20 protein-coding genes and 1 riboswitch are annotated in these 23,285 nt (G+C 71.9%); of the genes, 8 read left to right on the forward strand and 12 right to left on the reverse strand.

The genetic code is table 11. The features are described 5' to 3' along the window. Window positions 1-28: 28 nt before the first annotated feature. Window positions 29-1,057 carry a substrate-binding domain-containing protein gene (locus ACFZAM_RS21680; protein ID WP_391048314.1) on the reverse strand — a complete coding sequence of 343 codons (1,029 nt, stop codon included), beginning with the start codon at window positions 1,055-1,057 and terminating at the stop codon, window positions 29-31. A 197-nt stretch (window positions 1,058-1,254) separates the two neighbouring features. On the opposite strand from ACFZAM_RS21680, the gene ACFZAM_RS21685 reads away from it, so the two are divergent. The 3 genes from ACFZAM_RS21685 to ACFZAM_RS21695 all read left to right on the forward strand — a co-directional run bounded on the left by ACFZAM_RS21685 (window position 1,255) and on the right by ACFZAM_RS21695 (window position 5,624). Continuing rightward, window positions 1,255-3,489, forward strand: a complete 2,235-nt coding sequence (locus ACFZAM_RS21685) for a hypothetical protein (RefSeq protein WP_391048315.1) — start codon at window positions 1,255-1,257, stop codon at window positions 3,487-3,489. Between the two features lie 138 nt (window positions 3,490-3,627). After that, window positions 3,628-4,530, forward strand: a complete 903-nt coding sequence (locus tag ACFZAM_RS21690) for an alpha/beta fold hydrolase (RefSeq protein WP_391048317.1) — start codon at window positions 3,628-3,630, stop codon at window positions 4,528-4,530. Continuing rightward, complete coding sequence (locus tag ACFZAM_RS21695; RefSeq protein WP_391048319.1) at window positions 4,527-5,624, forward strand: Gfo/Idh/MocA family oxidoreductase; 1,098 nt, start codon at window positions 4,527-4,529, stop codon at window positions 5,622-5,624. The genes ACFZAM_RS21690 and ACFZAM_RS21695 overlap by 4 nt, the downstream gene beginning before the upstream one ends. A 36-nt stretch (window positions 5,625-5,660) precedes the next feature. Here ACFZAM_RS21695 and ACFZAM_RS21700 read toward each other — a convergent pair whose 3' ends face one another. The 5 genes from ACFZAM_RS21700 to ACFZAM_RS21720 all read right to left on the reverse strand — a co-directional run bounded on the left by ACFZAM_RS21700 (window position 5,661) and on the right by ACFZAM_RS21720 (window position 12,510). Next, complete coding sequence (locus ACFZAM_RS21700; protein ID WP_391048321.1) at window positions 5,661-6,014, reverse strand: hypothetical protein; 354 nt, start codon at window positions 6,012-6,014, stop codon at window positions 5,661-5,663. A gap of 257 nt (window positions 6,015-6,271) precedes the next feature. Continuing rightward, complete coding sequence (gene metE / locus ACFZAM_RS21705; protein ID WP_391048323.1) at window positions 6,272-8,581, reverse strand: 5-methyltetrahydropteroyltriglutamate--homocysteine S-methyltransferase; 2,310 nt, start codon at window positions 8,579-8,581, stop codon at window positions 6,272-6,274. Window positions 8,582-8,745: 164 nt separating this feature from the next. Beyond that, a riboswitch (cobalamin riboswitch) is annotated at window positions 8,746-8,949 on the reverse strand. A gap of 159 nt (window positions 8,950-9,108) precedes the next feature. After that, window positions 9,109-9,954 carry an undecaprenyl-diphosphate phosphatase gene (locus tag ACFZAM_RS21710; RefSeq protein ID WP_355333158.1) on the reverse strand — a complete coding sequence of 282 codons (846 nt, stop codon included), beginning with the start codon at window positions 9,952-9,954 and terminating at the stop codon, window positions 9,109-9,111. Window positions 9,955-10,123: 169 nt separating this feature from the next. After that, complete coding sequence (locus tag ACFZAM_RS21715) at window positions 10,124-10,699, reverse strand: TerD family protein (protein ID WP_188283548.1); 576 nt, start codon at window positions 10,697-10,699, stop codon at window positions 10,124-10,126. Window positions 10,700-10,851: 152 nt separating this feature from the next. Next, on the reverse strand, window positions 10,852-12,510 hold the full coding sequence (locus ACFZAM_RS21720) for an LCP family protein (protein WP_391048326.1): 1,659 nt from the start codon (window positions 12,508-12,510) through the stop codon (window positions 10,852-10,854). 206 nt (window positions 12,511-12,716) lie between these two features. On the opposite strand from ACFZAM_RS21720, the gene ACFZAM_RS21725 reads away from it, so the two are divergent. Then, window positions 12,717-12,968 (forward strand): hypothetical protein, encoded by a 252-nt coding sequence (locus ACFZAM_RS21725; protein WP_391048328.1) that lies wholly within the window; start codon window positions 12,717-12,719, stop codon window positions 12,966-12,968. 62 nt (window positions 12,969-13,030) lie between these two features. Here the strand turns inward: ACFZAM_RS21725 and tatA are convergent, their stop codons facing one another. Beyond that, window positions 13,031-13,309, reverse strand: a complete 279-nt coding sequence (gene tatA, locus ACFZAM_RS21730; RefSeq protein WP_391048331.1) for a Sec-independent protein translocase subunit TatA — start codon at window positions 13,307-13,309, stop codon at window positions 13,031-13,033. A gap of 181 nt (window positions 13,310-13,490) precedes the next feature. On the opposite strand from tatA, the gene ACFZAM_RS21735 reads away from it, so the two are divergent. Next, a complete protein-coding gene (locus ACFZAM_RS21735; protein WP_391048332.1) occupies window positions 13,491-13,928 on the forward strand; it encodes a Sec-independent protein translocase TatB in 438 nt (145 codons plus the stop codon). 42 nt (window positions 13,929-13,970) lie between these two features. Here ACFZAM_RS21735 and ACFZAM_RS21740 read toward each other — a convergent pair whose 3' ends face one another. After that, window positions 13,971-14,741 carry a hypothetical protein gene (locus ACFZAM_RS21740; protein ID WP_391048333.1) on the reverse strand — a complete coding sequence of 257 codons (771 nt, stop codon included), beginning with the start codon at window positions 14,739-14,741 and terminating at the stop codon, window positions 13,971-13,973. Between the two features lie 145 nt (window positions 14,742-14,886). On the opposite strand from ACFZAM_RS21740, the gene ACFZAM_RS21745 reads away from it, so the two are divergent. After that, the gene (locus tag ACFZAM_RS21745; RefSeq protein ID WP_188283553.1) at window positions 14,887-15,285 is read left to right on the forward strand and encodes a metalloregulator ArsR/SmtB family transcription factor; all 399 of its coding nucleotides are present in this window, start codon (window positions 14,887-14,889) and stop codon (window positions 15,283-15,285) included. 33 nt (window positions 15,286-15,318) lie between these two features. On the opposite strand, the gene ACFZAM_RS21750 is transcribed toward ACFZAM_RS21745, so the two are convergent. Next, window positions 15,319-16,608 carry a cation:proton antiporter gene (locus tag ACFZAM_RS21750; protein ID WP_391048335.1) on the reverse strand — a complete coding sequence of 430 codons (1,290 nt, stop codon included), beginning with the start codon at window positions 16,606-16,608 and terminating at the stop codon, window positions 15,319-15,321. Between the two features lie 6 nt (window positions 16,609-16,614). Continuing rightward, window positions 16,615-17,100 (reverse strand): TrkA C-terminal domain-containing protein, encoded by a 486-nt coding sequence (locus ACFZAM_RS21755; protein ID WP_355333174.1) that lies wholly within the window; start codon window positions 17,098-17,100, stop codon window positions 16,615-16,617. A 729-nt stretch (window positions 17,101-17,829) separates the two neighbouring features. Between ACFZAM_RS21755 and ACFZAM_RS21760 the strand changes: the two genes are divergently transcribed. Beyond that, on the forward strand, window positions 17,830-19,083 hold the full coding sequence (locus ACFZAM_RS21760; RefSeq protein ID WP_391048656.1) for an MFS transporter: 1,254 nt from the start codon (window positions 17,830-17,832) through the stop codon (window positions 19,081-19,083). Between the two features lie 66 nt (window positions 19,084-19,149). Here the strand turns inward: ACFZAM_RS21760 and ACFZAM_RS21765 are convergent, their stop codons facing one another. After that, a complete protein-coding gene (locus ACFZAM_RS21765) occupies window positions 19,150-21,000 on the reverse strand; it encodes an arabinofuranosidase catalytic domain-containing protein (RefSeq protein ID WP_391048337.1) in 1,851 nt (616 codons plus the stop codon). A gap of 398 nt (window positions 21,001-21,398) precedes the next feature. On the opposite strand from ACFZAM_RS21765, the gene ACFZAM_RS21770 reads away from it, so the two are divergent. Then, the gene (locus tag ACFZAM_RS21770; RefSeq protein WP_391048659.1) at window positions 21,399-22,922 is read left to right on the forward strand and encodes an FAD-dependent oxidoreductase; all 1,524 of its coding nucleotides are present in this window, start codon (window positions 21,399-21,401) and stop codon (window positions 22,920-22,922) included. 120 nt (window positions 22,923-23,042) lie between these two features. On the opposite strand, the gene ACFZAM_RS21775 is transcribed toward ACFZAM_RS21770, so the two are convergent. Then, window positions 23,043-23,285 (reverse strand): hypothetical protein, encoded by a 243-nt coding sequence (locus ACFZAM_RS21775; protein ID WP_391048339.1) that lies wholly within the window; start codon window positions 23,283-23,285, stop codon window positions 23,043-23,045.

Consider the following 23,285-nt stretch of genomic DNA (forward strand, 5'->3'; position numbering starts at 1 on the left):
GGGCGGGATCGCGCGGGGCGGCGGGTGCTCAACCGGCCGCGCGCGGCGGCGCTGTGGACGCGCGGACCTTGAGCGTGCTGGGCATGACGTTCTCGCGCTGGGCCGGCGGGCGGCCGTCCAGCAGGTCGAGCAGGATCTGTGCGGCGCGTCGGCCCACGTCGACGCTGTGCAGGTTGACGCTGGTCAGCGTCGGGTCGACGAGGTCGGCGGCCTCGGTGTCGTCGAAGCCCGCCACGGACACGTCGGCGGGCAGGGCGTGTCCGTGCTCGCGCAGCCAGCGCAGCGCGCCCAGGGCCATGCCGTCGTTGAAGGCGAAGATCGCGGTGGGCGGTTCCGGGTGGGCCATGAGCCGTTCGGCCGCCGCGTAGCCGGACGCGGCGGTGAAGTCGCCGTGCTCCATGAGGTCGTCGGGGACAGTGCGGTGCGCGTCGGCCAGGGCGCGGTGCAGCCCGCGCAGCCGGGCGGCCATCGCGAGCCGGTTCTCCCGCGGGCCGTTGACCACGCCGATCCGGCGGTGGCCGAGGGCCAGCAGGTGCTGGGCGACCGCGTAGGCGCCGCCCTCGTCGTCGGGGTGGACGCAGGTGAGGTCTTCGGCGGTGTAGCCGATGACCACGGTGGGATATCCGGCGGACCGCAGGGCGGGCAGCGACTCCCCGCCGGTTCCGGCCTCGACCAGCAGGCCGTCGACCTGGCGGCGCTGGACGAACCGGCGGTAGGCGGAGGCGGGTTCGTCGGCCACCTCGCGGGTGGACAGCAGCAACCCGTAGCCGCGCGAGGTCAGTTCCTGGTCGGCGCCCTGCACCAGGCGGATCAAGTGGTCGTTGGAGAAGGCGAATCCGGGGTTGTGCGGCAGGACGACGCCGATCACCTCGGTACGGCCGCTGGCCAGGGCGCGGGCACCGGCGCTCGGCCGGTAGTCGAGCGTCCGCATGGCGACCAGCACCCGGTCGCGTACGGCGTCGGTGACCGTACGGTCGCCGTTGATCACCCGGGAGACCGTCTGGTGGGAGACACCCGCCTCGGCCGCGACGGTACGCAGAGTCGGCCGGTCCGACACGGGGCATCCTCGATTCTTCAGTGACCGTTCACATGACGCGTACTCATCGTAGAACCGATCGCCGCCGAGCGGAAGAGGTACGCGCCATTGACGCCGGGTGCGGCGAGTCCTAGCTTTACCTCCCGTCAAGTGAACGGTCACTCGTGTACCGCCAGACCGGCTCGAAGGTGTCGGCCCCACGACGGAGGACCCCGAACATGAGCGAGCAGGAACCCGCAGACAATCCCCCCGCACCCCGTCACACCCCGCGCGGTACCGGCGCGGTCTCCCGCCGGCGGATGCTGGCCTACGGCAGGAACGCCGCGATCGTCGCCGGAGCCGCCGTGGCGCTTCCGGCCGCCGTCACCTCCGCGGCGCGGGCCGCCGCCCCGCCGCCCGCCGCGCCCACCGGCGCGTCAGGACCGCTCGCCGCGCCCCCGGTGGCCACCGCGATCCCGACCAACACCCTGCCGAACGTGGTCACTTCCTGGACCGGGAACACCTTCTCCGGGGCCACCGAGTGGGTGCAGGACTTCGTCTTCAACATCGCCGTCGCCAAGGACGGCACCGTCTACACCGTCAGCTTCTGGGACGAGGGCGGGAACTACGCCGGCATCTACAAGGACGGCCATCTCATCGGGAACTGCCACGGCGCGAACGGCGACGCGGTGGCGGTCAACGACTCGTACGTCTATCTCAGCGTCGGCAACGGCCTGACGCGCTTCGGTCTGAACGGCGCCGCCACCTCGCTGACCTACGCCGTGGGCAGTTCGCCCGCCGCCGCCGCGGCCTCGGCGACGCAGGTGGTCGCCACCGACCGGGCGGCCAACCTCGTCAAGGTCTTCGACGCCGCCAGCGGTGCGCTGCTGCGCAGTTGGAGCGTCAACAAGCCCGGCGCGGTGGCGATCGGCGCCAACGGCGAGATCTGGGTGGTCGCGAATGTCACGCGCGACGCCAACGACGGCCACTTCTGGCACGCCGACCCCGCGCATCCGGCGCAGATCCTGCACTTCTCCAACACCGGCGCGGCGCTGGCCGGAACGATCAGCGGCCCCTCCGCCGACTGGCTGCCCACCTCGCTCGCCGTGGACGTCCACGGCGACCTCCTCGTCGGCGACAACGGCCCGCTGCGCCAAGTCCACACGTACACCGGCCTGTCCGGTACGCCCACCCGGGCCCGCAGCCTCGGCCAGGCGGGCGGCATCGGCGCGGGGACACCGGGCCGGGTCACCGCGGACAAGTTCTTCGGCATCGTCGGCGTCGGCGGCGACGCCGCGGGCAACGTCTATGTCGCGATGTACGAATTCGGCACCTGGCTGCGGAAGTTCACCGCGGCCGGGGCCGTGGTGTGGCAGCTCCAGGGCAGCGCCTTCGTGGACTCCGCCGACTTCGACCCGGCCTCCGACGGCGTCGAGGTCTACACCAAGCAGAATCACTACACCGTCAACTACGCGCGGCAGCCCGGCACCGACGCGACCTGGCGCGGCTACACCCTCGACTCGGTCAACTACCCGCAGGACGCGCGGCTGTTCCTGCCCGGCCATCACCACCACGCCACCTCGCCCTTCCTGAAGCGGCTCAACGGGCAGATGTACATGTACGTGACGGGCATGTACTGCGGTCACCTGCTCATCTACCGCTTCCAGGGCGAGATCGCGAAGCCGTCGGGGGCGATCTTCAAGGCGCACTGGTCGGGCGCCGATCCGGGCGACGACCCCAACTGGCCGCCGAACCAGCCCGCCTCGGGTCAGTGGATCTGGCGCGACCTGAGCGGCAACGGCGCCTTCGAGGCCGGGGAGTTCATCCAGCCGGGCGACGGCAGCAACTCCCCCGGCAACTGCTGGGTCTGGTACGTCGACGACCGGGGCGACATCTGGGAGGGCGGCGACCGCGACCTGCGCCGCTACCCGTTGCAGGGCTTCGACGCGCAGGGCAACCCGGTCTACACGTACGCGAGCCGGGAGACGATCGCGCTGCCCGCGCCGTTCAGCGTCGTCCGCCGTCTGCACTACGACGTGGCCACCGACGTGATGTACATGGTCGGCTACACCCCTGACCAGGTCTTCGACAACGCCCACTGGAAGGAGTGCGGCAAGGTCCTGGTGCGCTACGACAAGTGGAGCACCGGCAACCGCACCCCGACCTGGACGCTGCTGCTGCCCTGGGACACCGCCGCCAACCCGATCGTGACGATGGTGAGTCTGGCCTTCGCGGGCGACTACATCTTCATCTCCGGTATCGCGACGCGCGGGCAGATCTGGGTGTGGAGGGCCGCCGACGCCAGCCCGGTCGGGACCTGGCAGCCCGGCGCCAACGTCGGCGGCGTCGAACGTACGGGGTGGGTCGACGTGCCGTACGGCATCACCGCGACCCGCAGGTCCAACGGCGACTATCTGGTCCAGGTCGAGGACGACCTGTTCAACAAGGTGCTGCTGTACCGCTGGACGCCGTAGGGACGCGCGGGTGCGCGGACGGGCGGCCGGAGGGGTGCCGCCCGTCCGCGCCGAAGCGCGCCGGTACCAGCCGCTGCACGTCGTCACATGTCGGTCCGTGGGGATGATGTCAACACATCGAGCAGACAGGGAGTTTCCGTGACGGACGGACAACGGGTGCGGGTGGTCGCATCCGACGGCGTCGAACTGGACGCCGTCGTGCACCGCCCCGCGTCCGGAGCCCCCGGTACAGAGTCCGGAACAGGGGCCGGAACAGGGGCCGGGACAGGGGCCGCAACAGAGGCCGGGAACAGGCCAGGGACCAGGTCCGGAACGGGCCCCGAGGGCACGGTGCTCCTGGTCCACGGAATCTCCGCGGATCTGGACGAGGGCGGGGCGTTCGTGCGGCTCGCCCAGCGGCTGGCCGAACAGGGCCTGACCGCGCTGCGGTTCAGCTTCCGCGGGCACGGGGAGAGCGGCGGCGCTCCGCAAGGCGTGACGATCGCCGGGGAGATGCTGGACCTGGCGGCCGTCGCGGCCTACGCCGAGCGGGAGTTGCCCGGTCCGCTGGCGGTGGTGGCGGCGAGCTTCGGCGCCGTGTCCACCGGCCTGTCGATGCCCTGGCTGGGCGGGCGGCTGGCCCGCCTGGTGCTGTGGAATCCCGTCCTCGACCTGCGCCGGACCTTCCTCGAACCCGAACTCCCCTGGGGGCTGGCGAACTTCGGACCGGGTCCGCTGAAGGGCCTCGCCGAGCACGGGGAGCTGCTGATCGGCGGCCGGTTCGCCCTGGGCCGGGTCCTGTTCGCGGAGCTGGCCGCCCACCGGCCGATCGACGCCTACACCGCGGGCGGCCCGCCCGCCCTCGTCCTGCACGGGGACCGCGACGACTGCGTCTCCTTCGACATCGCCCGTGACGTCGCGGCGACGGTCCCGCACTGGGAATTCCGCCCGCTGCCCGGCGCCGGCCACGGTTTCCACTCCCCCGAGCACGAGCCCGAGGCGATCGCGGTGACCGCGCGGTGGCTCGCGCGCGGCATGACGGCCCAGGGGGGCACCGTATGACCCGGCCGGCCGGAGACCTTCCCTACCGTACGGCGCTGATCGGCGCGGGCAGCATCGCCGACGACGCCCATGTCCCCGCGATCCGGGCACTGTCCGGGCAGCTCGACCTGGTGGCGGTCGCGGACTCCGACCCGGCGCGGGCCGGGGACTTCGCGGCGCGGCACGGCATCGCGCGCGGTTACGACGACCCGCTGGAACTGCTGGCCGTCGAACGGCCCGACCTGGTGGTGATCTGCTCCCCGTCGTTCACCCACACCGATCTGACGGTGGCCGCGCTGGAGGCGGGTGCCTGGGTCTACTGCGAGAAGCCGCTGTGCGGTTCGCTGGCCGACCACGACCGGATCCTGGCCGCGGAGCGCGCGACGGGCCGCTGCTGCGCGCCGGTCTTCCAGTGGCGGGCGGGGTCGGGCGCCGCGCACGTACGCGGTCTGCTGCGCGACGGTGTGCTCGGGCCGCCGCTGCTGGCGCTGTGCCAGACCACCTGGTACCGGGGCGCGGATTACTACGCGGCCCCGTGGCGCGGTCGGCGCGCTACCGAACTGGGCGGTGCCACCGTCACGCAGGGCATCCACGCCATGGACCTGATGCTGTGGCTGATGCCCGACTGGGCGGAGGTGAGCGCGCGGATCGCGACGGTCGACCGGGACATCGAGACGGAGGACGTGTCCCTCGCCCATGTCGCCTTCGCCTCCGGCGCGCAGGCGTCGATCGTGAACAGCGTCGTGTCGGCGCGCCAGGAGTCGTATCTGCGGATCGACTGCGCGCGGGCCAGTACGGAGCTGCGCCACCTGTACGCGTACGGCAACGAGCACTGGACGTTCACCCCCGCGCCCGACCGGCCGCCGTCCACGCCCGGCTGGGACACCATCGGCGCCGAGGTGCCCGCGCACCAGGCGCCGCAGCTCGCGGACCTGGTCGCGCGGATGCGGCGGGGCGAGCCGCCCGAGCACACGGCGGCCGACGCGCGCCGCACCACCGAATTCGTCACCGCCCTCTACAAGTCGGCCGCGACCGGCCGCCCGGTCCCGCGGGGCTCGATCGGCGCGGACGACCCCTTCCACCGGTCCTGGTGGGGCGCCCCGCCCTCTTCCTGACGGCTCCCGCGCTCCCCCGGCCCGAGCGCCGCGCCCTCACCGCCGGGCGGTGCGCGGGCTCCGGCGGCGCAGGTACTCGAGGAGCAGGACGTTGGCGAGGGCCGCGGCGATCAGGAGGACGACGTTGAGCGTCGCGCTGCCCGCACTGAGCCAGGCGGCGTCGTCGCCGTCGGCGTTCGTGGTGGACGCCCACAGCCCGCCGACCCCCTTGAGCAGCGCGTAGCCGCCGTAGACGAGAACCAGTGCCGCCATCCCGAAGGGCAGGGTCACGGCCACGGCCAGCAGGTACGGAAGGCTCGTCCCGGTGACGGCGCCGAGCACCGCCAGGACGGCCACGACCGCCACGTACAGGCCCTGGACGGTCCGCCATCCCCATGTCGCGCCGCGCATCGCCGTACTCCCCCCGCCGACGAACCACCACCGCACATGACTGTATGCCCGGCGTGCGCGCGGGGAGCCGGGAGGGTCCCGCCACACGGGCCGTAGGGGGCCATACGCGCCGTACGCGTCGCATACGCCACACGCGCCGTACGCACACCGCGTCGAGCCGGGACAGGCGGCGGCGCGCCCGGCCGGGAGAGACGGCGAAGGCTCCGCGCGTCCCTCCCGGCCGTCCCGGCCGCGTCACGCGGCCGTCGGCCGGAGCCTCACAGCTCGGCGCGCACCGTACGGGCCGCCGCCACCAGATTCTCCAGCGACGCCTTCGTCTCGGGCCAGCCGCGGGTCTTCAGGCCGCAGTCGGGGTTGACCCACAGCCGCTCGGCGGGGATGGCGAGCAGGCCCTCGCGCAGCAGCGAGGCCGCCTCCGCCGCGTCGGGCACCCGCGGCGAGTGGATGTCGTACACGCCGGGTCCCGCCTCGCGCGGGTAGCCGTGCGCGGCCAGTTCGGTGGCGACCTGCATGTGGGAGCGGGCGGCCTCCAGGCTGATGACGTCGGCGTCGAGGTCGTCGATGGCCTGGACGATGTCGCCGAACTCGGCGTAGCACATGTGGGTGTGGATCTGGGTGCCGGGAGCGACGGCGCCGGTGGTGAGCCGGAACGCCTCGGTGGCCCAGTCCAGGTACGCGGGCCGGTCGGCGGCGCGCAGCGGCAGGGTCTCGCGCAGCGCGGGCTCGTCGACCTGGATCACGCGGGTGCCCGCGGCCTCGAGGTCGGTGACCTCGTCGCGCAGGGCGAGCGCGACCTGCCGCGCGGTGTCGCCGAGCGGCTGGTCGTCGCGGACGAAGGACCAGGCCAGCATGGTGACGGGACCGGTGAGCATGCCCTTGACCGGGCGGTCGGTGAGCGACTGGGCGTACGACGTCCAGCGCACCGTCATCGGCTCCGGCCGGGAGATGTCCCCGGCCAGGACCGGCGGGCGCACGTACCGGGTGCCGTAGGACTGCACCCAGCCGTGCCGGGTGGCGAGGTAGCCGGTGAGCTGCTCGGCGAAGTACTGCACCATGTCGTTGCGTTCGGGTTCGCCGTGCACGAGCACGTCGAGGCCGGTCCTCTCCTGGAAGGAGACGACCTCGCCGATCTCGGCCCTGATCCGCTCCTCGTACCCCGCGGTGTCGATCCGGCCGGCCCGCAGGTCGGCGCGGGCGGCGCGCAGGTCGTCGGTCTGCGGGAACGAGCCGATGGTGGTGGTCGGCAGCAGCGGCAGGCCGAGCCGGGCGCGCTGGGCGGCGGCGCGCTCGGTGTACGGCTGGGAGCGGCGCCCGTCGGCGTCGGTGACGGCCGCGCTCCTGGCACGTACGGCCGGGTCGCGGGTGATCGGGGAGGCGGCGCGGGAGGCCAGGGCGGCGCGGTTGGCGGCGATCTCGGCGGCGATGGTGTCGGTGCCCTCGGCCAGGCCCTTGGCGAGCGTCACGATCTCGGTGGTCTTCTGCGCGGCGAAGGCGAGCCAGCCCAGAATCCGGGGGTCGATGTCGCGTTCGGGCGCGGTGTCGAGCGGGACGTGCAGCAGCGAGCAGGACGCGGCCACGTCGACGCGGTCGGCGAAGCCGAGGAGGGTGGCGAGGGTGGCCAGCGACTTCTCGTAGTCGTTGATCCAGATGTTGCGGCCGTTGACGACGCCCGCGACGAGCCGCTTGCCCGGCAGTCCGCCGACGGCGGCGAGGCCGTCCAGATTCGCGACGGCGGCGTCGGTGAAGTCCAGCGCCAGGCCCTCGACCGGGGCCTTGGCCAGGACGGGCAGCGCCTCGCCGAGCCGGTCGAAGTACGAGGCGACCAGCAGCTTCGGCCGGTCGGTGAGGCCGCCGAGGTCGCGGTAGGCGCGGGCGACAGCGTTCAGTTCGGCCGGGGTGCGGTCCTGGACGAGCGCGGGCTCGTCGAGCTGCGCCCAGGTGGCGCCCGCGGCGCGCAGGTCGGCGAGGACTTCGGCGTAGACGGGCAGCAGCCGGTCGAGCAGCGTCAGCGGCTCGAAGTCGGCGGCGACGCCGGGGGCGGGCTTGGCGAGCAGCAGATACGTGACCGGGCCGACCAGGACGGGCCGGGCGGTGTGGCCGAGCGCGGCGGCTTCCTTGAACTCGGCGACCTGCTTGGCGGAGTCGGCGGTGAAGACGGTGTCGGGGCCCAGTTCGGGGACCAGGTAGTGGTAGTTCGTGTCGAACCACTTGGTCATCTCCAGCGGCGCCACCTCCTGCGTGCCGCGGGCCATCGCGAAGTAGCCGTCGAGCGCGTCCGCGGTGACGGCCGACCGGTGCCTCGGGGGGACGGCGCCGACCATGACACTGGTGTCCAGCATGTGGTCGTAGTACGAGAAGTCGCCGGTCGGCACCTCGTGGACGCCCGCCTCGGCCAGCTTCCGCCAGGTCGAGCGGCGCAGGTCAGCCGCGGTCTCCCGGAGGGCGTCGGCGGTGACGCGGCCCTTCCAGTAGCCCTCGACGGCCTTCTTCAGTTCACGGTTCTCACCCTGGCGGGGGTAGCCGTACACGGTGGCCCGTGCTGCCGCGGCTGCGGACTTCGCTGTCACGGAAATCTCCTTCGCGAGATGACTCCTGGCCTCCCGGCGACGGGACGCGAGCGCGAAAGGGAGGTGACAGACCCGACGGACCCACAGTGCCCCGCAATGGCACCGGTCCGTCCGATATGCACGCCGACCCGCCCACGAGGTCACCGGGATATCCGTACGCGAACGGTCGCGTACGGGCGACGGGCAGGTCTTCGGACTCGCGGGCACGTCCGCCTGAGGCGGACACCTACTGACCGTCGCTTCCCAGGTCCGGTACGTCGGACCCAGTGCGTATGACGGCGGTCGTTCCCACTCACCGCTGCGGGGCAGTCCCGGATTCGCACCGGGTTCCCTCTTACGACGCGACCGCCTGGCTGACGGACGCGAACCTGTCGCACCGGCCAGGCTAGAGCGCGGACCACGCTCCGGTCACGTCGGACCACATTCCGGACGGCGGCCCCGGCCCTGAACCGGTCCTGGCCCTGCCATGACGCGGCCCTGGCCCGGTCCTGACCCAGCCCTGACCCGGTCCTGGCCCGGTGCGCGCTCTAGCCGGAGGTGGCGCCCGCGCCCGCCGCGACCGCGCCCGTCGCCACCAGCGCGATGATGACCACGCCGAGCAGCACCCGGTAGATCACGAACGGCGTGAAGCTGCGGTGGGAGATGTACTTCAGGAACCAGGCGATGGCCGCGTAGCCGACCGCGAAGGCGATGACCGTCGCCAGCATCGTCGGGCCCCAGGCGGGCGCCGGGCCGCTGCCGAGCTTGAACAGCTCCAGGCCGCCGGAGGCCAGCACGGCGGGGATGGCCAGCAGGAACGAGTAGCGCGCGGCGGCCTCGCGGCTGTAGCCGAGGAACAGTCCGGCGCTGATGGTGCCGCCGGAGCGGGAGACGCCGGGGATCAGGGCGAGCGACTGCGCCAGGCCGTACCAGAGGGAGTGCCGGAAGGTCAGCTCGGTGATCGGCTTGGGGCGGCGCACGGCGCGGGTGCGGTCGGCGACCGCCAGGACGAGTCCGAACAGGATCAGGACGGTGCCGGTGATCCGCAGGTCGCGCAGGCCGTTCTCGATGGTGTGCTGGAATGCCGCGCCCAGGACGGCGATCGGGACCGTACCGACGATCACGAACCAGCCCATCCGCGCGTCGTGGTCCTTGCGGCGCTCGGGGTGGAACAGCGACGCGGTCCACGCCTTGACGATGGTGGCGATGTCGCGCCGGAAGTAGATCAGCACGGCGGTCTCCGTGCCCAGTTGGGTGACCGCGGTGAAGGCCGCTCCGGGGTCGTCCCATCCGGCGAGGACGGAGACCACGCGTATGTGCGCGCTCGACGACACCGGCAGGAATTCGGTCAGACCCTGCACAAGGCCCAGGACAGCGGCGGTGAACCAGGACACGGCGGGGTGCTCCGGGGAGAGTTCGGGGGGAGGGTGGGTGAAGCAGGTGACGGCGTGCGGAGTCCGGGCCGGGGCCGCCCGAAGGGAATGCGGGCGGCCCCGGCCCGGCCGAGGACGTCAGCGGCCGACGCGGCGGCCGGCGTCAGAGGTGGTGACGCCGGCACCCACGTCAGATGTTGACGCCGAAGTCGGTGGCGATGCCCGCCAGGCCCGAGGCGTACCCCTGGCCGATGGCGCGGAACTTCCACTCCGCGCCGTTGCGGTACAGCTCTCCGAAGACCATAGCCGTCTCGGTCGAGGCGTCCTCGGTCAGGTCGTACCTGGCCAGCTCCCGCCCGTCGGCCTGGTTCACGATCCGGATGAACGCGTTGCGCACCTGGCCGAAGCTCTGGCCGCGCTTCTCGGCGTCGTAGATCGACACGGGGAAGACGACCTTGTCGACCTGCGGGGGCACGGTGGCGAGGCTGACCTTGATCTGCTCGTCGTCGCCGTCGCCGCCACCGGTCAGATTGTCGCCGCTGTGCACCACGGAGCCGTCGGGGCTGCCGAGGTTGTTGAAGAACACGAAGTGCTGGTCGCTGAGGACCTTCCCGCCCACGTCGCACAGCAGCGCGGACGCGTCCAGGTCGTAGTCGGCGCCCGTGGTGGTCCGTACGTCCCACCCCAGGCCGACGGTGACCGCGGTGAGTCCGGGAGCTTCCTTGCTCAAAGAGACATTGCCGCCCTTGGACAGAGTCACGCCCACGAAATTACCTCCGGTTGCTTGGGGGTTGTCGGTAGTCGGTTGTCGATCGCCGGTATGTCGTCGTCCGCGCGCGTCTGCCAGGTCAACGGCGTGCGCGCCACGACAGTTCCTCGATTGCGTAACAGCTTAAGCGTTACGGGTGTGTGCGCGGGTCAGTCGTCCGAGTCGGGCTTGGAACGGGCGGCGGCGTACGCCTGGGTCGGCGTCATCGGGACCCGGTTGATCTGCACGGTCCGGTAGCGGCTGACCTTGGCGCAGGTGTCGGAGTCGTCGGCGGTCTGGGCGTGGGAGTTGCCCAGCGCCACCTTGGTGTCGGCGGGCGGCGCGGAGGACTTCCCGCCGGGGAAGGTGGTGCCGCTCGGCCAGTCCGCCCCGATCACGAGGGTGAGCCCGGCGACGGCGCCCTCCTTGAGGTGGGACGTCGCGATGCCGAGCGTACGGGCGACGGTCCCCGCCTCGGACCGCTGGCCGGGGCCGTAGGTCAGGGTCGTGGTGGCGGCGGGCGCCGGGGCGTTGCCGCCCGCGGTGGCCGGGTTGAAGCCCTTGCCGGTCAGGGTGTCGACGATCTCGGACGCGCGGCCCCCGATGCCGGTGCCGTTGCGCACCCGCACGGTGATCGCCGAGGCGGGGACGGACGTCGCGGTCGGGCTCGCCGACGCGGTCGCCGAGGCCGCGGCGGACGTGCCGCCCGAGGCGGTGGTCAGCGACTGGTCGTTGGCGATGGTGGCGAACAGCGTCTTCGCGCCGGATCCGACCACCACCCGGTTGGGGTCGGTCGGGTCGGGCCCGGTCTGCATGGTGGTGAAGGTGATCCGCTTGGACGGGACCTTGTCGAGGTCGGAGGCCAGGCCGACCAGCTTGCTGATGCTGCCGAGGCCGGTGTCGACGGTCAGCGCCTTGGTCGCCGCGTTGGCGAGCTTGTAGACGGCCGCCGGGTTGGTGAGGGTGCCCGCGCTCTTGAACTTGCGGATCAGCGCGCTGAGATAGATGTGCTGCGCGTACGTACGGCCGAGGTCGCTGCCGTCGCCGAAGCCGTGCCGCGAGCGGAGGAATTCCAGCGCCCCGACGCCCTTGAGGGTGTGGGTGCCCCGGGAGAGCTTCAGATGCGAGTAGGTGTCGTACACGTCGGCGTCCACACAGACCGATACCCCGCCCACGGCGTCGGACATGCTGACGACGCCGGAGAAGTCGACCTGGATGAAGTGGTCGATCGGAATTCCGGTCAACTTGTGGACGGTGGCCACCTGGCACGCCTGGCCGTACGTCAAGGCGCTGTTGATCATGCCGTGGTAGCCGGGGGTGGACGCGCCGGTCTTGGGATTCTCGCAGGCGGGCACGTCGGTGAGGGTGTCGCGCGGGATGCTCATCACGGTGGCGTTGGAGCGGTCGGCGGAGATGTGCACGACCATCTCGACATCGGCGTTGCCCCCGGTCTGGACGCCGGTCTTGGCGCAGCCGCCGCCCAGTTTGCAGTCGGCCTCGGTGGTCCGGCCGTCGCTGCCCATCACCAGGATGTTGATCGGCGTGCGCCCGAAGGCGTCCGCCTTCTCCTGGCCCGCGCTGTCCTTGCCCGCGCCGTCGGTCAGGGACACGCTGGTGATGTTGCCGTTGAGGTGCTGGTAGAGCCAGTAGCCGCCGCCCGCGGTGACCAGCAGGAGCACGGCCAGGGATATGCCGCCGATCTTCAGGAACCGCCGGCCCCGGCCGGCCTGCCTGGCGCGCCTGCCCCCGCGGCCCGACGGCCGGGACCGCCCGCTCTCGGCGCGAGCGGCCGCCCGCGCCGCGGCCCGGCCGCTCCAGGGCTCGGTCATCTCCCGTGCTCCCTCTCCCGGGCGGCCCCCGTGGGGTGGTGCGGCCGGATTCGGCGGGTGAAGCGGCGCTTCACCCAAGGCTTCATGGTTGCGCAACGCGGCAAGGGTAAATCATGGCTCTGTGGGGTATCCGTGAGCGTCGCACCCGCGACCGGCTTCCCCACCGGACACAGTTCCTGGTTTACGCAACCTTTAAAGTGTCTGCTATGCCAGAAACGCTACGACGAACCGGAAGGACACCTGTGGCCTGGGAGTGGGCGCATCTCGACGGAGGCCCGGCGGACGGCATGCGGGTACGGGTGACAGGCCCGCCCCGCGTGCTCCAAGTCACATCCGGATGCCAGGCGGAGGACGAGGCCGACGGCGACGGGCGGGGGCTGCGCGTCGAGGCGCTGTACGTCTACCGCCTCAAGCACGGTCAGCCACTGCGCTACGGCTGGGACCACGCCAGCCCCTGATGTCGTACGGGCCCGCGCCCCGGATCACGCGGGCCCGCGGCACGCCGCGGGAGGGAGGTCAGTCAGTCCCGCGGCGCGCGTTCGGGTTCGCGCACAGGGCGCGCGCCGACGGTCTCGCCGGGCGCGGACTTGACCGTACGGACCGCGGGGTCCGCGCTCGTCCCGGCCGTCGCCGTGCCAGGACCGGGGTCGTCCTTCAACGCCTTGGTCTCGCTCTTGAGGATGCGGAGCGACTTGCCCAGCGCCCGCGCGGAGTCCGGCAGCCGCTTGGAGCCGAACAGCACGATGACCACAAGCGCCACCACCAGCAGGTGCCAGGGCTCCAGTCCGTTTCTGAGCATCAACGTCTCCGCTTCCACATGCGTCGGTCCGCCGTTGCCGGACGGCGATGTGCCGCCCGGACCCCAACAGTTGCTACATTGCGCAATTATGAGAGTAGCGGTACCGAGGCGCAATGCCCGCACGGGCCCCCGTCCGGACCGTCCCCGCCCGTGCGCGCACCCTTCTCGGAGGTGACCGAAGGTGATCTTCGACATCGGCCCGCTCAAGCTGCTGACGCTGCTCGTCCTGGCCACGCTGGTCTTCGGCGACAAACTGCCCGACATGATCACGCGGGCGAGAGACCTCATCCGCGCGGTGCGCTCCTTCGCCGACGACGCCAAGGAGGATGTGCGGCGCGAACTCGGCCCGGAGTTCAAGGACTTCGAATTCGAGGACCTGAACCCGCGGACGTTCATCGCCAAGAATCTGCTCGGCGACGACGATGCGCTCGGCCTGCGCGAGATCCGCGACAGCCTGCGACTGGACGGCGAGGCCGAGGAGTTGCGCGAGGCGGCGCGGACGCTCAGCCGCGGCGTGGACCTCACGAAGCCGTCCGCCGCGCCGGTCGCCGCGCGGGCGGCCGACGGGTCCGAGCCGGTCGCGTACCAGCCCGTCGCGTACGACACCGAGGCCACGTAGGACGGGCGCCGGGATCAAGCGCCTTGGCGGGTCAGGCCGTTGTCACCGCTCGCCGTCGTTCGGGCTGCTGAAGCCGGGGCTGCTGTAGCCGAGCCGGGGCCGCTGTCGCACCAGGCTCACGCCGTCGCCCGAGCTGAAGCCCGGGCTGCTGTAGCCCAGGCGCGGCCGTTGGCGTACCAGGTCGACGCCGACCGGCGGCGGGCCGACCGCGCGGGGAGCGGCGGCCCCCGCCTCGCGCGCCAACCGGTCGAGCAGATACGGCAGTACGCCCCGCACCAGCAGCGCCTGCCGCCACGCCTCGTGGGCCTCGGCCACGTCCCGGCTCTCGCGCGTGACCGCGCCGTCGCGCCGGGCGGTCAGCGCCAGTCCGGCCAGGCCGATCAGCAGGCTGACGCCGAAGACCGCCGCGCACAGGAAGCCGATGTCGATCAGCGGGGCGCTGATTCCCGCGCCGCTCGCGACGGCCCTGATCCCGTACCCCAGCACCAGGAAGATCGCCGCCGCGATACCGCTCAGCATCGGGACCAGGACGGCCAGGGTGGCGAGGACGCCGGGGCCGCCGACCGCGCGCACGACCGGGCGGACCCGGCCGCGGGAGTGCGCGCGCAGGCCGGTGTACCGCTCGTACTCGGGCGCGGCGGTGGCACCGATGGCGTCGGCGTCGGCCAGGGCGGCCGTCCGCAACTGCTCGGTGTTGGGCGCGCCCGGCAGGGCGCGGAGCGCGAGCCGGACGCGTTCGCCGCGCAGCGCCTGATCGAGAACCTGGGCGAAGTCAGCCCGGTAGTTGTCGTCCGGCCGCTTGGCGCTGTCCATCATCCCCGCCCCGGTGTGTCGACGCGCGGCACGTCACCTTGTCTGCCCGCGCGTACGCATCAGGATAATCTTCCCAGTTGCATGATTGCATAATTACGCAACTGACTGAGAGTATCATGCCAGCGGCGCGGACCGCGGGCGCCGCATGCGTACTCTGGTGCTCGGAAAAGCCGCTGCGGTCAGGGAGGTTCACGTGACGAGGTCTGCCGCGGAGTTCGGCGACCCCAGCCCGGAGTTGTTCCAGAACGCCGCCGCTTCCTTCGGCTTGCTGGCGTCGACCATGCGACTCCAGATCGTCTGGATCCTGTCCGAGGGCGACTGCGACGTCACGGGGCTGGCCGAGCGGGTCGGCGCGACCCTGCCCGCGGTCAGCCAGCACCTGGCCAAGCTCAAGCTCGCCGGGCTCGTGCACTCACGGCGCGAGGGCCGACGGCAGGTCTATCTGGTGGACGATCCCGATGTCGTCACGGTGGTGCGGGTGATGGTCAGTCAGCTCGACCGCCGCTCCGCCCCCTCGCGTGACGTCCGCGGGCTGGGGGCCTGACAGGCCACGCCCCGGCCCCCTGCCGCGCGGAGGTCACGTACGGCTGGGCGCCGGATCGGCATCCGCGTCCACGTCGATCTCGACCGGCTCGACCGGCTCCACCTGCTCGACCGGCTCCACCGCCTTGACCAACTCGACCGCGGGAGCGGCGGGCGCGGGTTCCGGGCGGCGGATGGACTCGGTGAGTTTGCGGGCGATGGGCTCGGTCCAGCGGGCGGTGAGCGGGCCGAGGACGACCAGGATCAGCACATACGCGGTGGCCAGCGGCCCGATCCGGGGCTCGACACCCACGGCCAGCCCGGCGATGACGATGGAGAACTCGCCGCGCGCGACCAGCGTGCCGCCCGCCCGCCACCGTCCAGCGGGCCGGATTCCGGCCCTGCGCGCCGCATACCAGCCGGTGGCGATCTTGGTGAGGGTCGTGACGACGGCCAGGATCAGCGCGGGGACCAGGACCGGCGGGATGTCGGACGGGACGGTGCTCAGGCCGAAGAAGACGAAGAAGACCGCCGCGAACAGGTCCCGCAGCGGGGTCAGGAGATTGCGGGCTCCTTCGGCGACCTCACCGGAGAGCGCGATGCCGACCAGGAACGCGCCGACGGCGGCGGAGACCTGGAGCTGTTGCGCGACACCGGCCACCAGCAGCGTCAGGCCGAGCACGACCAGCAGCAGCATCTCGGGATTGTCGGAGGAGACGGCGCGGCTGATCAGCCGCCCGTGGCGCAGCGCCACGTACAGGACGATCCCGACCGTGCCGAGCGAGATCAGCAGTGTGAGGGTGCCGCCCGCGAGACTCACGCCCGCCAGCAGGGCGCTCAGGATCGGCAGATAGACCGCCATCGAGAGGTCTTCGAGGACGAGGACGCCGAGGATGAGCGGGGTCTCGCGGTTGCCGAGGCGGCCGAGGTCGCCGAGGACCTTGGCGATCACACCCGAGGAGGAGATCCACGTCACTCCGGCGAGCGCGACGGCGGCGACCGGACCCCAGCCGAGGAGGATCGCGGCGGCGGCGCCCGGCAATGCGTTGAGGACGAAGTCGACCGCGCCGGACGGATATTGGGTCTTGAGGTTGGTGACGAGTTCCGAGGCGCTGTATTCCAGACCCAGGAGGAGAAGCAGCAATACGACACCGATCTCGGCGCCGGTCGCGACGAATTCCTCGCTGGCCTGGAGCGGGATCAGTCCGCCTTTGCCGAAGGCGAGTCCCGCGAGCAGGTAGAGCGGGATCGGCGAGAAGCCGACACGTCCCGCGAGGCGGCCGAGGATGCCCAGGGCGAGGATGATCGCTCCGAGTTCGATGAGCATGTCGGTCGTGTTGTGCACAGGTTTCTATCCTCCTGTGATCAGTTCGGCGACGGCGCCGACGCCTTCGCGGGTGCCGACGACCACGAGGGTGTCGCCGACGGCGAAGCGGAAGTCGGGGGTGGGCGAGGGCACGGCGGAGGTGCGGCGGAGCACGGCGACGATCGAGGCGCCGGTACGGGTGCGTACCTGCGTGTCGCCGAGCGTGCGGCCCGCGTACGGCGAGCGTTTGCTCACGGTGATGTGTTCGGTGACCAGGTCGATCTCAAGGTGTTGTTGCAGGTGGCCGACGGGGTCGGGGGTCAGCAGGTCGGCCAGCGCGGACGCCTCGTGGGGCGCGAGCGCGGTCGCGTCCTTGCAGGCGTCGTCGTCCTCGGGGTCATGGAACGCCAGGAACCGCCTGCCGTCCTGGTGCACGACCACCGACAGGTGGCGGCCGGACTCGGTCGTCATGTCATAGCGGGCCCCGACTCCCGGCAGCGGGGTCTTTCGGGCGCGGGCGGTTGGTTCCATGAACGTGCTCCATCGGGACGCGGGTGCGTGAGTGCCGGTCGCGGACGCCAGCATGCGCGTCACCCGGCAGAGTTCTGTGCCGGGTGACGACGCGCGTTATGCGGTGGCGTGCCGCAGCGCTCCTGCCACAGCGCCCGGCGTGGGAGCCGGACGCTGTCAGCAGTAAGGCGCGGAAAGGGGGTCCGTATCAGGTACGGCGTCCCGAGGCGCGTTCTCGACACGCGCGACCCGGGGAAAATACGGCGATGCCGTGGGGAGGACTTCCGACATGGTCGCGGATGCGCCTACGACGAGGACATCCCGTTCCATGACGTATCCTCCTCGGCTCACCTCTGCGACATATGTAAAGCGCTGGTCAAGACTCTAGCGCATAATAAATGCCGCAAATCCTACATGAGTGGATATAACACCCCAGGCGGATCTCTCATGGCCGGGAATTCACCTGGGCGTCACAGGGCGGGTCGGACCGCCGCGACGCGCCCCGACCTGCCGGTACGCCGGGTCCGGCCGGCCCCGCGAACAATTCGGGTGCGCCCTTCGCCGCCCGGGGGCTACGGTCCCCGGGGCCCATGACTGAGCGGTTCCGAGGAGACGAAGGGGTGGTCGGCCGTTCCGGCGCGCGCTGACGACGGAGGCGTTCCCGCGAAGGCCGCCGAGCCGCCCGCGGCTCCGGAGACGCCCGGGTCGCAGGGTTCGCAGCGTTCGCAGGGGCCGCCGGGATCGCCGGGGCTGTGGCGGGACCGGGATTTCCGCCGGTTGTGGGTGGGGCAGACGGTCTCGCAGCTCGGGGAGCACGGGAGCGCGGTGGTCCTGCCGCTGATCGCGGTGCTGCTGCTGGGCGCCGACGGCGGTGAGGTCGGGGTGCTGCGGGCGGTGGGGCAGGCGCCGATACCGCTGCTGTCGCTGTTCGTCGGGGCGTGGGTGGACGGATGGCGGACCCGTACGGTCATGGTGGCGGCGGACTGCGGGCGGGCGCTGGCGCTGGGGGCGGTGGCCGTGGCGTGCCTGCTCGGCGGGCTCGGTCTGCCGGTGCTGCTGGTGGCCGCGTTCGGCGTCGGGGCGCTGTCGGTCTTCTTCGACGTGGCGTATCAGGCGTCTGTCGTACGGCTGTTGGACCGCGACCAACTGGTCAGCGCCAACAGCGCACTCGAAGGCAGCAGGTCGGCGGCGCAGATCGGCGGCCCGGCGCTCGGCGGTGTGCTGGTGTCGCTGCTGTCGGCGCCGGTCGCGCTCGCGTCCAGCGCGCTGTTCTTCGCGCTGTCGTTCGTGTCGATCCGGCGGATTCGGCGCGGCGAGGCGGTGCCTCGGCGCTCGGGACGTACGCCCGCTGTCCGGCGGCGGATTCGCGAGGGGGTCGGATTCGTCGTCGGTGAACCGTCGTTGCGGGCGGTGTGCCTCGCCTCCGCCGCCTTCCAGTGCGCCTTCGCGGCGACGATGACCGTCTATCTGCTGTTCCTGCCCAGGGAGTTGGGCCTGTCGGGCGCTGTCGTCGGGCTGGTGCTCGCGGCGACGGGGCCCGGCGCGCTGGCGGGTTCGCTGCTGGCGGCCCGACTGCCGGGCCGGTTCGGCCACGGCCCGGTGCTCGCGTGCGCGGCCGTGCTCGGCGACAGCGTGATGATCGGCGTACCCGCGCTGCACGGCGGTGGCGCGCTGACCGTTCCGGCGCTCGTGGCGGTCAACCTGACGTTCGGCGCGTGCGGTCAGCTGGTCAGTGTGACGCTGATGGCGGTGCGGCAGACCGTCACTCCGGACGGGATGCAGGGCCGCGCGGCGGCGACGATCGGCTTCGTCGGCATGGGGACGGCCCCGCTCGGCTCGCTGCTCGGCGGTCTCCTCGCGGCGCAGTGCGGTCTGCGCACCGGCTTCCTGGTGGCGGCGGCGGGCATGCTGCTCTCCCCGCTGGTGATCTCCCTGTCCCCGCTCGCCCGGCTGGGCCGTACGCTCCCCGTCCGCGGAGCGGCGGACGCGTCGGCCCGGACGTGAGCGCGACGGAGGTGGCGCGGGCACCGGGCCCGCGCCACCTCGGTCACACGTGCGTTGCGCGCTCTGTCAGTTGAGGGTGAACTTCTGCGCGGCGCTGCCGTTGCAGTCGTAGATCTGGAGCCGGGTGCCGTTGGGGCCTGCGCTGTTGGGGTCGTCGAGGCAGCGGCCCGACTGCGGGTTGAGCAGCGAGCCGTCGGCCTGCTGCTGCCAGACCTGGCCGCCGACGCCGTTGCAGTCCCACAGCTCGACCTGCGTGTTGTTCGCCGTGCCGTTGCCGTTGATGTCCAGGCAACGGCCGATCGTGCTCAGCGAGCCGTTGGCGTTGTGGTACCAGTGCTGGTCGGCGGCCCAGGACTGGCAGTCCCAGAGCTGCACGGCGGTGCCGTTGACGCCCGTGTCGTCGGCGGCGACGTCCACGCACTTCCCGGCGGGCGCGGGCACCGGGGCGCCGCCCTTGACGGCGAATTTCTGCGCCGCGCTGCCGTTGCAGTCGTAGATCTGGAGGCGGGTGCCGTTCCCGGTGGCGCCGCTCGGCGAGTCGAGGCAGCGGCCCGACTGCGGGTTGAACAGCGAGCCGTCGGAGCGCTGGATCCACTTCTGGCCGCCGACGCCGTTGCAGTCCCACAGCTCGACCTGCGTGTTGTTCGCCGTGCCGTTGCCGTTGATGTCCAGGCAACGGCCGATCGTGCTCAGCGAGTTGTCGGCGTTGTGCGTCCAGTGCTGGTCCTCGGCGTACGTCTGGCAGTCCCAGAGCTGCACGGCCGCGCCGTTGACCCCGGTGTCGTCGGCGGCGACGTCCACGCACTTGCCGCCGGGGCCGGTGATCGTGCCCTGCGGGCCGTTGGGCACATTGGTCTGGCCCGAGTAGCCGACGGAGACGATGTTCGCCTGGACGGCGTTCTCGGCGGCGTCGGTCGGATAACCGGCGACCATCACGCCCTCGAAGAAGGTGCCCATGTTGCGGTTGCTGTTGTCACCGCCGGTGCCCAGGATGATGCCGCCTTCCTGGTGCATCGGTTTGTAGCCGCCCCGGGTCGGCAGCGACCCGTTCCACCAGGTCGACAGGCCCCCCGATTGGGAGTCGCCGCCCTTGATGGCGTACGTCGTCTGCCCGTTGTTCTTCAGCACCGCCGTGACGTAGGCGCTCTTGTTGCCCGCGTTGGCCGTGTTGGAGCCGTTGTCGCCCTGGAACATGCCGTTCTCCATGTCGGCCTCGACCCAGGGGCCCGAGCCGTTGCACGGCGCGAAGTAGCAGGTGGTGGCGATGCTCACGGCGTCCATGTGGCCGTTGCCGGTGTCGGACGGCGTGCTCTCGGCGTTGCCGTAGTCGAAGCAGCAGTCGGAGCCGACGTGGGTGCCGCTGGCGACCATGTAGACGCCCTCGGGCTGGCCGTTGACGGGGACGCCGGAGGCCGCGCCGGTGTAGCGGTAGCCGACGCCCGGCGAGATCCAGATGCCGTACACCTTGTGGCCGCCCGCGTGCACCGCGATCTCGCTCGCGTCCGCCCCTCGGTCCACGCCGCCTGCCGTGCCCGCGGGGCCCGGCAGCAGGTCGTTGTGGCGCGAGGTCTGGTCGTAGACCTTGGAGATGCGGCAGGTGGTGTTGGCACAGAAGATGTCCTGCTGCTCGGCGTTGGCGTAACCGCCCGTGGCCAGCAGCCCGATGTCGGCCCTGCCGCCGTCCGAGGCGCGCGTGACCTGGTACAGCGGGCCGTTGTACGCGGAGAACAGGGCGCGGGTGGTGCTGTGCGCGGCGACGCAGGGGGTGCCCGCCGCGCCGTAGAGGTCACAGGGCAGCGAACCGGCGGCCTGCGCGGTGCCCGGCAGGCTGATGAAGGCGCTGAAGACCAGGCCGAGGGTGGCCACGACCGAGGTCAGCAGGGCTTTCCAGCGGGCGGTGTATCTCCTTTTGCGCATGCGGTGCTCCTTGGGGTGGGGGGTGGAGCGGAGACGAGCGGTGCCTGCGGGGACGGGCGGCCCGAGCCGGGCGTGGGGGCCCGGATCGAACGCCTGGGGGACGTGACGGGTGCGGGAGGGACGTGAAGAACACGCGGGGTCGACCGGCTCGGAAAGTACGCCCCCTGTTCGACCCCGTCAATATTTGTTGCTTTCTTTGGCTTCGGCCGGGCACGACCTGTCCGAATCTGTGGCCCGGCGAGGAGTGCATTACCTCTGTGACACAAGTCAACTGACGTGGTGTAACACGCCGCTGCGAGAGTTCCCCGCGCCATGAGCGAAAGGGGACATGACAGATGACACCGTTCAATCGCCGTGACTTCCTGCGCGCCGTCGGGGCCACCGGCGGCGCGGGAGCGATGCTGGCCACGATGGGCGCGCTGGGTCTGGCGCCCAGCGCGGAGGCGGCCACGCGCGGGGCGCCGTACCGCGCGCCGCGGCCGGGCGACTTCCACCTCACCGGCCGCGCCGCCGCCAAGGTCGTCGTGCTCGGCGGCGGCATCGCCGGACTGACGACCGCCTACGAACTGGGCAAGGCGGGCTACGACTGTACGGTCCTGGAGGCCCGCGACCGGCCCGGCGGCCGCAACTTCACCGTACGCGGCGGCGACACCACCACCGACCTGTACGGCAACCGGCAGACCGCCCGCTTCTCCGACGGCCAGTACATGAACGCCGGTCCCGCGCGGATCGCCCAGTGGATGGTCACGCTCGACTACTGCCGTGAACTCGGCGTGCCCATCGAGGTGTTCACCAACGTCAACGCCGACACCTACCTCTACAACGAGTCGGCCGGAATGACCGAGCCCATGCGTTACCGCAGCGCCAAGGCCGATGTGCTGGGCTACGTCAGCGAGTTGCTGGCCAAGGCCACCGACCAGGGCGCGCTGGACAAGGACCTGACCGCCGCCGACCAGGAGAAGCTGGTCGAATTCCTCAAGGACTACGGCGCGCTCGGCAACACCCTCGACTACAGCGGCGGTTCGCGGCGCGGCTACTCGGCCTGGCCGGGCGCCGCGGGCACACCGGGCGTGGTGGCGGGCGACGTGCCGACCGCCTCCGAGATCTTCGCGACCGGCGTCGGCCGCTACTTCGCCTTCGAGTTCGAGTTCGACCAGGCGATGCTGATGTTCCAGCCGGTCGGCGGCATGGACCGGATACCCCACGCGCTGGCCGCCGCGGTCGGCACGCGCAGGGTGCGGACGGGTTGCGCGGTCACGAAGGTCACCGACACCGCGCACGGCGTCACCGTCACGTACACCCAGGGGGGCAGGACGCGCACGGTCGACGCGGACTTCTGCGTCGCCGCCATGCCGCCGAACATCCTCGCCAAGGTGCCGCACAATCTGGGCGCGGGCGTGCAGTCGGCGCTTGAGGCCATCACCCCGTCCTCGGCGGGCAAGATCGGCCTGGAGTACGCCTCGCGCTGGTGGGAGACCGACCACCGGATCTACGGCGGGATCACCGAGACCGACCTCGACGTCACCCACATCTGGCACCCGTCCTACGGCTTCCACGGCAGGCGCGGTCTGCTGATCGGCTACTACAACACCGGTTCCAAGGCCGACTCCTACGCGGCGCTGAGCCCCAAGGCCCGCGAGGCGCGGGCGGTCGCCGCGGGCGTGAAGATCTACGGCGAGAAGTACCGTACGGAGCTGGCCACGTCCTTCTCGCACCACTGGCGGCAGTTCCCGTACCAGGAGGCCGCCTGGCACAGCACGCCCGGCGGCCCGGACGCCGCCCGCTACCAGCCGCTCAACGAGCCGACCGGGCATGTGTACTTCGCCGGTGACTGGCTCAGCTACATGGACGCCTGGCAGCACGGCGCCTTCACCTCCGCGCGCAAGGCGGTGACGGCGCTGCACCGGCGGGTCCTGGCCTGACGCACCGGGTCGGCCGCGAGCCGGCGGGGGCGGTACGGGAGGGGTACGGGGCCGGGGCCGGTCTCAGCCCGAGGGCCTGGGCTCAGCCCGCGGGGGCGGTCTCAGGCCGCAGGGCCGGTCTCAGGCCGCGGGGCGGTGGATGTCGCCGCTCAGCCCGGTCAGCGGCCACCCCGTACCGCCCCAACGGCACGTGACGATCCCGGCGGCCACGGGCACCGCCGTCTCCTCCGGGGTGCGGGCGCCGAGGTCGACGGCCTCACCCGCGTCGAGCGGCCCGCGGATGACGGCCGCGGCGTACGGCGTGCCGCCGGCTCCGGTGATTCCGACGCCCCGTGCCACCCGTGGTGTGATGTGGTGATCCAT

Source organism: Streptomyces sp. NPDC008079, assembly GCF_042957385.1.
In the GTDB taxonomy this organism is placed as follows: domain Bacteria; phylum Actinomycetota; class Actinomycetes; order Streptomycetales; family Streptomycetaceae; genus Actinacidiphila.